The sequence below is a fragment of the Lacticaseibacillus suilingensis genome, assembly GCF_016861845.1.
GTDB classification, from domain to species: domain Bacteria; phylum Bacillota; class Bacilli; order Lactobacillales; family Lactobacillaceae; genus Lacticaseibacillus; species Lacticaseibacillus suilingensis.
Genome location: NZ_BOLV01000004.1, coordinates 106,102 through 117,381 on the forward strand (window position 1 = coordinate 106,102; position 11,280 = coordinate 117,381).

At 54.1% G+C, this 11,280-nt stretch carries 7 protein-coding genes; 5 read left to right on the forward strand and 2 right to left on the reverse strand.

Annotation, left to right across the window (positions count from 1 at the left end; translation table 11 throughout):
• Positions 1-39: 39 nt before the first annotated feature.
• The gene (locus tag JUF11_RS03740) at positions 40-1,077 is read right to left on the reverse strand and encodes a zinc-binding dehydrogenase (RefSeq protein WP_204118394.1); all 1,038 of its coding nucleotides are present in this window, start codon (positions 1,075-1,077) and stop codon (positions 40-42) included.
• A gap of 280 nt (positions 1,078-1,357) precedes the next feature.
• On the opposite strand from JUF11_RS03740, the gene JUF11_RS03745 reads away from it, so the two are divergent.
• Positions 1,358-2,368 (forward strand): hypothetical protein, encoded by a 1,011-nt coding sequence (locus JUF11_RS03745; RefSeq protein WP_204118395.1) that lies wholly within the window; start codon positions 1,358-1,360, stop codon positions 2,366-2,368.
• 49 nt (positions 2,369-2,417) lie between these two features.
• Here the strand turns inward: JUF11_RS03745 and JUF11_RS03750 are convergent, their stop codons facing one another.
• Positions 2,418-3,581, reverse strand: a complete 1,164-nt coding sequence (locus tag JUF11_RS03750) for an MFS transporter (RefSeq protein WP_204118396.1) — start codon at positions 3,579-3,581, stop codon at positions 2,418-2,420.
• A 205-nt stretch (positions 3,582-3,786) separates the two neighbouring features.
• On the opposite strand from JUF11_RS03750, the gene JUF11_RS03755 reads away from it, so the two are divergent.
• From JUF11_RS03755 to JUF11_RS03770, 4 genes are all read left to right on the forward strand, one after another.
• Positions 3,787-5,571, forward strand: coding sequence for an AlwI family type II restriction endonuclease (locus JUF11_RS03755; protein ID WP_204118397.1), 1,785 nt, complete (start codon positions 3,787-3,789; stop codon positions 5,569-5,571).
• Between the two features lie 75 nt (positions 5,572-5,646).
• Complete coding sequence (locus tag JUF11_RS03760; RefSeq protein WP_204118398.1) at positions 5,647-6,816, forward strand: DNA adenine methylase; 1,170 nt, start codon at positions 5,647-5,649, stop codon at positions 6,814-6,816.
• A gap of 165 nt (positions 6,817-6,981) precedes the next feature.
• Positions 6,982-8,415 carry an amino acid permease gene (locus tag JUF11_RS03765; protein WP_204118399.1) on the forward strand — a complete coding sequence of 478 codons (1,434 nt, stop codon included), beginning with the start codon at positions 6,982-6,984 and terminating at the stop codon, positions 8,413-8,415.
• A 442-nt stretch (positions 8,416-8,857) separates the two neighbouring features.
• Positions 8,858-11,101, forward strand: a complete 2,244-nt coding sequence (locus JUF11_RS03770; RefSeq protein WP_204118400.1) for a family 20 glycosylhydrolase — start codon at positions 8,858-8,860, stop codon at positions 11,099-11,101.
• Positions 11,102-11,280: the final 179 nt, after the last annotated feature.

An 11,280-nucleotide genomic window follows, 5' to 3' on the forward strand; every position in this document is an offset into this window, starting at 1 on the left:
ATCAAAAAGTCGTCTCAGTAGAGACGGCTTTTCTGATTCCTAGAGGATGATGTAGGACTTAATGGCTTTGCGTTGATCCATCGCTTGGTAGGCGGCGTCGATGTCGTCTAAGCTAAAGCTTTGGGTAAAGACTTTGCCAGGATGGATTTCGCCTTTGAGCACGGCATCCAACAAGACTTGTTTGTCGTAGGTCGTGACCGAAGCGGGGCCGCCGGCGATGGCGGTGTTGCGGAAGAACACTGGGGTCAGATCCATTTCAGGGTTGTGCGGCACACCGACTCGGCCCACCGTGGCGCCTGGGCGCCCGGCTTTCACGGCAGTGGCGACGGATTGTTCGGTGCCGACACATTCCAAGACGGCATCCGCGCCTTCGCCATCCGTCAGCTGCATGACATGGTCGATGCCGGCTTGGTCGCGTTCCGGCACGATGTCGGTGGCGCCGAACTCAAGGGCCAAGCGTTGGCGGTCTTCATGGCGACTCATGGCAATGATGCGCTTGGCGCCGCGCATTTTGGCGGCAATGACGCCGCACAAGCCGACCGCGCCGTCACCCACGACGACGACTGTGTCACCGGCGCCGACATGCGCGACCCGGGCGGCGTGATAGCCGGTGGCCATGACATCCGCTAAGGTGAGCAGCGACTTGAGCATTTCTTCGCTGTAGTCTGCCGGTTGGCCGGGGATTTTCACCAGGGACCATTCAGCGTGTTGGTAGCGCATGTATTCGCCTTGTGCACCACGACTGAAGTTATCCTCATGGTTGAGGCAACCACCTTCATAGCCGGCGCGGCAGGCGGCACAGTGGCCGCAGCCGTGGGTGAAGGGCGCAATGACAAAATCGCCAGGCATCAGCGTGGTGATAGCACTGCCGACGGAATCGACAATGGCCAAGGCTTCATGGCCGCCGTTTTCAGAGTGCGCAGCCGCGTCGTCAATGCCGCGGTATTCCCACAAGTCGGAGCCGCACACACAGGTCCGAACGATGCGCAAAATTACATCGTCGTCTGCCTGCAAGGTGGGCATGGGCACGTCTTCAATGGCCACTTGGCCGGGTTTAATAAAGCGGGTATCTTTCATATTTGATGACCTCCATTTTTGAGTTTGCTCGTCGCGTTTATTATGACCATTTATGAACCAAAACGCGAATGCTTATTACCCAGGTGGCGCTATGCTTTTCAGTTATGGCTGGCCGCTTGTAGGCGGATGACTGCGGCCCAAGGCACTGCTTATGCCGCTATCGGCTCGGTCTGCAGTCTGATTGACAGCTTTTTGCTCGACCTTGTATACTTGACGCATGAAAGGGCTGTCATGGCCTGAAACGTGTGGCACAGGGGGTTCTTGGGAAGAGGCGAGCAGGGTGAAAAAACTGATTGCTTTGGTGTGCGTGGTGCTCGGCATCGCTGTGGGCGGTGGCGTGTTTTGGCAGCGCCAGCTCCACGTGGAAGCGGCCACGGCGGCGCTACGGACGTTAAACACCAGCGCTAAAGTTTTGGCGTCCGATGATTTTATCAGTGATCCCAGCAGTAATTTGGCGACTGCGCAGCTCAACCATGTCGCCTATGCTAAACAGCAAATGCGGCAGTATTTATCCGTGCTCTCGAATAAGCAGCGGGCTCAGTACCAAGCCGCCGAGCAGCAGCTCACTGCGGCCAAGGTCTACACCGCGATTTTTGAGGAAACGCATAATGTCTTAGGCACTGACGAGGTCATCATGGACCAAGCTTATAACAACACCACGCTAATGCAGGCGTACGCGCGGCTGAAGCAAAACGGGCCCCGCTATGCGAAACATATCGCCCGAAAAGTCCAGCTGGTTGAGCAGCAAGTGACCGCGCTGCGAAAGGTGCAGCAGGTGCAGACGGAGCCGTCTTCAGCGCAGATTGAAGCGGCGCGCAGTGCAGTGACCGCGGTGGCGAGTCCGGCTTTTCAGCAGACTTACCTGCCGATTGTTGACGAAGTGGCCAGTCAGCAGCCAGCCGTTAAGGCCAATACCGCTAACACCTCCCCATCAGCGACCCCGGCCGCCGGTGAAGCGGCGGAAGCTAAGCCTAACCACGACGAGCAGACGCCAACCACCCCAGCGCAAACGCCTGCCACGACCAGCGGCGAAGGCTATCAGCAGCCTGTCGACGATTCGGTTAGCACTGCCACGCCAGCGGCTTCGCCTGACGAAAATGACGACAGTGACGAGGCTGCTGAGGAGGCAGTGATCGGCGCAGGCGGCTTGTTTGATACCATGGCCGAAGCGTCCGCCGCGCTTAAACTAGCGCAGGCGGGCAGCCCCAACCGCCCAGCGACGGCCTACTCAGTGGTGCTAGCTGATGGGTCTAAACACTACACCTGGGATTGGTTACCCAGCGGCAACTAAAAGCCATTGCTTCCCGGCCGGCGGGAAACAATGGCTTATTTGCATACGCTTAATGCCGCTGCGCCGTTAAGTGGACGGTGTAAGTGAGGCCAAAACTGATGGCAAGGAAAAATACCACAACGGCGTAAGGAATATGGTAATTCCAGTCTAGTAAGGCGCTGGCAATTAGCGGCCCGGCAATGTTGCCTACTGAAGTTAGCGACATGTTCAGGCCATTGATGACACCTTGATTGCTGGCACTGGCCTTGGTCAGCAGCGTGGTGATGGCAGGGCGCAGGAGATCGAAGGCGGTAAAGGCGACCAAGGTCATGACCATGACAATGACTTTGCTGTGAGTGAACATCAGCCAAAAGACGCCAAGCGCCGAGGCGGCAAAAGCCACTCTGATCAGGCCAATTTCGGAAATGGCCTGGACAATGCGATCGAAGAAGACGACTTGGGCAATCAGAGAAATGATGCCGTTAAGGGTCAACACCAGCGCAATATCTTTCAAAGTAAAGCCGAAGACCTCATTGACGAAAATACTATAGATACTTTCAAAACTTTGCAGCCCAAAACTGGAGACCAAAATCAGCACAAACAGCATCAGCATCGGCCCAGTTAGTACTGCCCGCCAGTCGCCTTTGGCCGCGGCATTGGTGGTGGTTTCCTGGCGCGGTTCATCCTTCGGCAGGAGGAAAAGCGTGGCAATCAGGCCGATGAGGCCCAGAACTGCCGCGGTCCAGAACGGCGTTTTATAACCGTGTTGGGCCAGTAGCCCGCCCAGACCAGGTCCGAGAATGAGGCCGCCGGAGAAAGCCGCGGACAGCCAGCCGATGACTTTCGCGCGGTGCTTGAGATCTGTCACATCTGCCGCCAAAGCCTGCGCGGTGGGGACAAACATGCCGGCGGATAAGCCGCCGATGATGCGAGACAGATCAAACATATAGAGATGATTGGTCAAAGCAAACAGCACTTCCGATAGGGCGAACAACCCGAGGCCACCCAATAGCAACGGCTTGCGGCCAATGCGGTCCGACAGGCGGCCAATCAAAGGTGAAGCGATGGACTGCATCAAGGCATAGAGTGAGGACATGATGCCCATATCAGTGGCGGTAAAATGCAGCTCATTTTTGATGAAAGGCATCACTGGGAAAATCAGGCTCATGCCAAGGCAAATCAAAAATTCGCTGAAAATAAGGATGGTGATGGTGCGTTTGGTGCGGTTTGACATGGGTTAATTCCTTTCTTCGCTTAACGATTCACCACTTGGAAGCCAGGCGATAGCACGCGGTGATTGTGAAAACAGTTTAACGGAAATTGTAGCATATTTGCTCCCGAGAAAAACGAACGTTCAATGAGAGGCCAAAACTCCTGCGAGGCTGGCGGGTGGCGCATGTTAAACTATCACTATACGATTAAAAAGGGGGGCCACTGCCATGGCCGAAAAAACCAACTTCAACTGGCGCACGGCGCCGCGGTCCATCGCCAAACTAATGGCTTGGTTGCCATATTTTGCCCAATTTCAACAAGCGAATTATCAAGCCGCGGTGGCCAACCAAGAACCGAGTACCATGGCCAAGATTCCGGTGCTTTATCCGGTGCGGCGGGCGATTCGCTATGCCATCGAAAGCGATGCCGACGATCCGGATCCGCTGACACAACTGACGCTAGCTGATTTTGTGGCTGGCCAGCAACCCGCTGGTGATTTCAGTGATAAGGAATCCAAAGTCCGCCAAATCGTCACCACCGCTGAACAATATGGCTTGATGGACGCCAAAACGGCGCGCCTGACGCCGGTGGGGCAGCGCGCCGTGGCCGGCCAGTTAAGCGGGGAAGACTTTTTGGTCCAGCTGCTCAAGATGTACGTGATGGTCGACGAACAGCACGGCGTTTTTCCAATGCGAACGGTGCTGCAGCTGATGGCGCATTTCGGGGCGCTCAGTCGCAACGAGCTCACCTTTGTGTTCGGTACGTTGGATGATGCTGCGGTGCCAACCACCATTGAAGCGGTGCAGGCTTTCCGCACCGCGTATGCAAAGCTGCCGAGTCGGAACGATAACCGCGCCGTTGAAGCTTTGGTCATCAAAGTTTGGCACCAGTTTTATCCCGCCACCGCTGACCGCAAGATTATTTCGATTCAGCATGACTACACCGATGCCTTGCGCCGGGCGCTGGAATTCACCGAACTCTTTTACTCGCATGGTCGCGGCACGGCGATGAAGTTGCGGGTCTCGGCGCTGAATCAGCCGAAGCTGCAGCAGTTGGTGAACGATTTTGCCTTCGTGTTGCCGCCAAAACAGTCAGTTGATGGCCACCTGGTCCAAAAAAGTGCCCGTGAGACGCTGGCTTGGTTTGGCGCCGTGGGCAATTTGCCGCTGCCATGGGATCAGCCGGATGCGCGGCTGCAGTTGGTCGAGGACAAGCTGGACCATGCGGCGCGTTTATTCGCGGCCTTGCCCGATGCGCCTTATGCACCGGCTCAGGTGGCGGTGATCAAAGCCAATTTAGCCAGTGCATCGATTCAGCAGCTCAAAGACCTTGAGTCGGCGCTAGATCAGGCTGTGCTGGCGCAAACGGAACTGCTGTATGTCCAAAAAGAAGCACAGACGCCGGCCGCCCGCCGCGAAATTCTCGAGCGGTTTGACACGATTTTAACTGATAAAGACCAGGCGGCGTTGTGGCTGGAAGTCAACACCTGGCGGGCGTTTGTCGCGCTGAGCGGTCAGGACAAGGAAGTGATTCATCATTTCCAGATGAATCCCGATTTGACGCCGAAGTCCTTTGCCCCAGGCACCGGCAACACGCCGGATATGGAAGTGCACCTGGCCAGCAGCATTTTGGTGCCGGAAGTCTCCATGATGGCTGGCACGGTGCAGTGGGAACACGAGGCCTCATCGGTGATTGACCATGTGATCAAAATCAGCCAGGCCAGCCCGAAGCCGACGCTAGGCGTGTTTATCAGCGCGCGCATCAATCAGCGCACCTTGTGGCAGCTGTTTTTGCTGAATCGTGATTCTTGGCTGGGCCAGCCGGTGCCAGTAGTGCCCCTGACCATCAAACAGTTCAGCGCAATGATGCAGGTCGCCTATGCGACGGACGCGACTGCGCAGGAAGTGGCCACGCTGCTTGAGCAAATCAGTGCCGCGGCGCGCCAGCTAACCACTTACATTCAATGGCCTGCCACGATTGAAAGTGCCTTGGCCGCCTGGGCGCGCCGGTGAGCGTTGTATCACCGGTGGTCATTGGGTACACTAGAGACACCGAGAAAAAATAGTCGCGATGAAAGAGTAGAGAAAATGCTGACGCCTTTATTGAAATATCCTGGCGGTAAAACCAAGGAGCTGCCGCACATTTTGCCGGCTTTGCCGGCACAGATTCGCCATTATTATGAACCCTTCGTTGGCGGCGGCGCGGTGTACTTTGCAGTGGGCAGCCGCCGCAGTTCAACCATTGACGGGTATTACATCAATGATCGCTCTGATGAACTGATGCGGCTGTATCGCGCCGTGGCCACGGGGGATGAAAGCTTCTTTGCGGCGGTTGCGCGCATTGATGCCGCTTGGGTCGGCGCCGAAGCTTATGTCGATTTGATCAAGCCGGAGCTGGTGAAATTTTTCGCGGTGCAGGTGAAAGCGGTAGAACCACCGCGGCCGCAGACTCAGGCCTGGGTCGCGGCCCATCAAACCGCGATGACGACCGCCTTTGCCCCGGGGTTTGAAAATGGGCGGGGCTTCTTTGCCGATTTGCCGGTGGCGATGGCGCGCAAGGTGAACTTCCTGCGCAAGCAAGCGGCAGCTGGTGTCACCATTTCGCAGGCCGATTTTGAACAAATCATTTTGACCACCTTCAAATCCTCGCTGTATGTGTACTACCGTGACTTGTTCAATCGCATCCCTGAACTGGCTCTTACGCCAGGGGAGCAAGCAGCGCTGTATCTGTTCATTCGCCAGTATGCGTACTCCTCGATGTTTCGCTATTCCAAAACCGGCAAGTTCAACGTCCCGTACGGTGGTATGACATACAACCACAACACGTTGGCCAGTCGGGTGGCGGATTATCACAACCCGGAATTAACGGCACTGTTGGCGCGCACCACCCTAGGCAATCAGGACTTTGCTGATTTTATGGCGACCCATCCCCCAGTGGCAGGCGATTTCGTGTTCCTCGATCCGCCTTACGATACGGATTTTTCCACTTATGCCAACAACGAGTTTGGCCAATCTGACCAAGGCCGGCTGGCGCAGTATTTGATCCATGATACGGTCGCTAACTGGATGCTCGTAATCAAGAATACGCCGCTGATTGCGGCTTTGTATGAAGCGGGCACTGCCACGGCCAATGGTCAGCAGGTGTTCCTTCATGCTTTTGATAAATCGTACTTAGTGAACTTTAAGAACCGCAACGCCAAAGACGTTGAGCATCTGGTCATTACCAATTACCAGCTGCCGGAGCAGGAACTGCTTTAAGGATAAGCGTCGCCACCGAACTAGCCTCGGTGGCGTTTTTTTGCGTGGATGACTGGTGAGAGGAAAAGGAAATCGCCGTGAAAAGTTTCTCATGGACTTGACCTGAACTCTCAGGATGCCCTCACGCCGCTATGTTAGGCTTTTCAGCGAAGTGGAGGCAGGACGATGACAAGCAAACCTGAAAACACAGCGGTCAAACGGAATCTTCAAACGCGGCATTTGTCGATGATTGCCCTTGGTGGCAGTATCGGCACTGGTCTGTTTGTGACGAGTGGTTCCACCATTGCTAAAGCCGGTCCTGGCAGCGCCTTGATTGCCTATTTAGCCGTGGGCATCATGGTGTATTTTTTGATGACCAGTTTAGGCGAAATGGCAACTTACTTACCAGTGTCCGGCTCGTTTTCTGAGTATGCCACCAGATTTATCGATCCGGCCGTCGGGTTCGCGCTAGGGTGGAATTACTGGCTCAATTGGGCGATTACGCTGGCGGTGGATGTGTCCACTACCGCGATTGTGACGCATTATTGGCTGCCTCAGGTGCCGGGGTGGGCAATTAGCTTGTTTTTCTTAGCACTGATTGTGACGTTGAACTTGGTGTCGGTCAAAGCCTTTGGCGAAACCGAGTACTGGCTGGCGATGGTCAAAGTGATCACGGTCATCGTGTTTCTCGTGGTCGGGTTGCTTTCGATCGTGGGCATTCTTGGCGGCCCGGCGGTGGGGCTACGCAATTTTACCGTGGGGGATGCGCCGTTTCATGGCGGCTGGGTGTCGGGACTATCCGTCTTTCTGGTGGCGGGGTTCTCCTTTCAAGGCACCGAGCTGATTGGCATCACCGCTGGGGAATCGGCGACGCCGGAAACCAGTATTCCCAAGGCCATCAAGCAGGTGTTCTGGCGCATCATGATTTTTTACGTGCTGGCGATTGCCGTAATCGCGGCACTGATTCCGTATACGGATCCGAACTTGCTTGGCGCCAGTGAGGCGCGTGTGGCAATGTCGCCATTTACCTTGGTGTTTCAGCGCATTGGGCTAGCGGGGGCAGCTGGGGTGATGAACGCCGTGATTTTGACGTCGGTGTTGTCCTCGGCGAACTCCGGGCTGTACGCCTCCACCCGCATGCTCTGGGCCATGGGAAATACCGGCATGGCGCCGCGGATTTTTGGTCGCACGAACGATCGCGGCATTCCGGTGCCCGCACTACTTTTAACCACAGCGGTGGGCATGCTGACGTTCGCCGCCAGCATTGTCGGCACCGAGGTCTATCAGCTGTTGGTGGCGTCCTCGGGGCTCACCGGGTTCATCGCCTGGTTAGGCATTGCGTTTAGTCATCTCCGTTTCCGCCAGGCGTTTATGAAACAGGGTCATTCGGTGGATGAGTTGGTTTACCACGCGCGGTGGTTTCCTCTGGGGCCAATTGTGGCCGCGGTGATGGGGCTAGTGATTGTGTTCGGTCAGGATTTGCAGGCGGTGACGTCGGGGCAGTGGTATCGCCTGGCGATTAGCTACATGTCGCTGCCGGTGTTCTTGGGGATGTTTGCCTACTACAAGATTAGGTATCGCACGCATGTGATTCCGCTTGATCAGATTAAGTTGAAGTGAAGTAATAGCGCCGAGGCAATTGCCAAAGCGCTTTTTTGATAGCATCAGAGCGGCACTGGTTGTGGTTCGTAACCACGGGTAACAGGTGACCGAGGAACCAATTTTGAACTGACGTTAGTGGGAGGCGTCTGGTTAGGATAGATTGCGTACAATTCGGGAAAACGAGGGGCATTGTTTTTAAAGGTGGGGACTAATCCGTCATTTTCGCTGCTTTTCAGTACCAATTAAGGCGTATTTTCTCGAAAAATAGTTACCTGTTTTTAAATATTGACCGGCTCATGATACACCAACGTTTGCGTGGTCCTCTTTTGTGAAAACATTATCAATGCCGAAAGACCGGGGTTTACAGCCATCGGCGCAACATGGTTAGATAAGTTTGGCAATGGTGTATACCGATTCAGCCACTGTCATTTTTAGAAGGGCACATCAAAGGAGGAGCATCATGAAACAGAATTGGCATTATTTACTTTATAGTACGTTGATTTTGACCGGATTATCGCTGGGTTATGCCCCAGCTCATCAAGCGCACGCTGCAGTCGATGAGCCAGCGGTGGCTCAGACCCAAACTGCTTCGACTGACTCGACCAGTTCGGAAGCCAAAACGAACACAACAACAGACGATGAAACAGACAGTGCCTCAGACCAGAAAGCGGCGCCCAACGCCAACCAGCAGCCTGTAGCAGATACACAAACACAAGTATTGAAAGCAGCGGTGACTACGCCAACCCCAACCGGTGATGAAAATGAGGGCACTTTAGACGCTAAAGACACTGAAACGCCAGCCAAGGCTGAACCGACAACCGTGGCTAATGTCCAAATCGGTGAAGATATTGCGGATACGCAGCAGGTGGCCGTGACTAACGTTAAGGATTACAAAGTCACGAGTACGCAGGCCATCGACTGGAGTCAGTATCATTATGTAGCCGCTCCTGAATTAGATAAAGCGAGTCCGCTAGGCTATCAGGTAGACAAGTTTGCGACAAACTATCAGGCAGCGTCCGGCACGGAGTTGTCGGTACTTTCGCAAGGACAAAAGGTTAGTCAAGGTGTGATTAGCATCAACACCGCGGATCAGACTGTCACCAATGACCAAGGCTATCGCATCAATATCACGGCTGACAACATTGCAATCAGTGCTAGTTCGCAAGTGGGGGCCTTTTACGCCTTAACCACCTTGACCCAGTTGTTGCAAGCAAAAACCGCTTTGCCACTGGGCGTGATTGAGGATGCACCAGAAGTGTCCTTACGGGAGGTTTCCGTGGACTGCGGGCGTAAGTATTACAGCAAAGCCTGGTTCATGAACCTAATTGATGAAATGGCTGCCTCCAAAGCGAATGATTTGCTCATGCATTTTTCTGATAAGACCGGATTCATGCTTGAGTCCAAGTCACATCCAGAAGTGATGTCGTCGCAGTATTTGACCCAGGATGAAGTCAAAGAGATCATCGCTTATGCGAAGCAAAACTTCATTACGGTCACCCCAGAGTTTGATATGCCAGGCCATCTTGGTCAGGTGTTGTCACAGCATCCTGAGTTCCAACTGCCGGTGCAACAGGTAGTTAGTGGCCTGCGCGGTGGCAAGATGGTAACCATTCCGATTGGCAAGCCACTGAAAAATTCTGCTTATTTGGATATCACCAACCCCGATGCCGTAGCCTTTATGAAATCCTTGTTGGATGAATACATGGGGTTGTTTGGTGACAGTAGCCCGTATTTCTCCATTGGGGCCGATGAATACTTAGGTGATGATTGGACCGCGGCAGGTATGGCGCAATACCCAGCGTTGGTTAAAGCCGCTCAGGCCAAATACGGCGCGGATGCTACTGGCGTCGAAGCCTTCTATGATTTTCTGAATGAAATGGGTGACTATGTCAAAGCTCACGGTTATCAAGTTGAGATCTTCCATGACCGTATCGAACGGCGTGATGCCACCTCGAAAGTGGCGCTGAACAAAGACTTCATCGTGAAGTATTGGACACATTGCCGGACCAATATGCCGACTTTACAGACGATGATTGATGACGGCTACAAATTGATCAACTTCGATGACGGCTATTTGTACTATGTCCTGGGCCAAAATGCCGGTTATAAATACCCTAAGGCGGACAATATTTATAACGGGTGGGACAATGGCGTGTTCGCTAATGTTGCTGGTGATGGCAAAATTGATGGCAAGGAGATTGTCCAGAAACTAGATCACAGCCAACTGTCCGACCAGTTTTTAGGCTCGGCGATTTCAATTTGGAGTGACAATCACGATGCTCAGACCGAAGACGAGGTCGCCGCGCAGTTTGCTGCGCCACTGCGGGCGTTTGCTCAAAAGGCCTGGGGGATTGATGACGCAATCGACTACACCACTTTTGCTGCGGTTAGTGACAATCTGCCACTGGCTTTGGTTGATGATGAAGCCATGAGTACGGTGGTCTGGAATCCTGAATTACCCGCTGACCCAGAACCGGAAACAGAACAGAACGTTGAGTCACAGCCTAGTACGGAACCTACCAATGCCATCGGAGACGCCGGTAAGCAGCCGGTTAAGGCAGTCGCGTTGACCCATCAAGATCAGAAGACCAAAGCAGCAACTTTGCCAGCCACGGGCGAGACCCAGAATTCAGCACTGACATTTCTTGGAACTGCGCTTGTTGCCTTGCTGGGTCTTTTCGGTTTCCGCAAGCACCGCGCATAAAACAATGAATTGAATTCATGTAACGTCGACGTCCATGTCGGCGTTTTTTTATCTGACGGGAGGGTACCACCCAATCTAGTGACGGATGAAAATGATGACCACTTCGTTTATAGCAGAGCGCCGCTAATGTTAGCCGGCGGTAAAAGTGAAAATGCTGTGGGCGTATAGTGACGAATGGT

Bases quoted from the DNA above. Each gene is read 5' to 3' on its own strand.
- JUF11_RS03740 (WP_204118394.1), bottom strand. From the start codon at position 1,077: ATGAAAGATACCCGCTTTATTAAACCCGGCCAAGTGGCCATTGAAGAC.
- JUF11_RS03750 (WP_204118396.1), bottom strand. From the start codon at position 3,581: ATGTCAAACCGCACCAAACGCACCATCACCATCCTTATTTTCAGCGAA.
- JUF11_RS03755 (WP_204118397.1), top strand. From the start codon at position 3,787: ATGGCCGAAAAAACCAACTTCAACTGGCGCACGGCGCCGCGGTCCATC.
- JUF11_RS03760 (WP_204118398.1), top strand. From the start codon at position 5,647: ATGCTGACGCCTTTATTGAAATATCCTGGCGGTAAAACCAAGGAGCTG.
- JUF11_RS03765 (WP_204118399.1), top strand. From the start codon at position 6,982: ATGACAAGCAAACCTGAAAACACAGCGGTCAAACGGAATCTTCAAACG.
- JUF11_RS03770 (WP_204118400.1), top strand. From the start codon at position 8,858: ATGAAACAGAATTGGCATTATTTACTTTATAGTACGTTGATTTTGACC.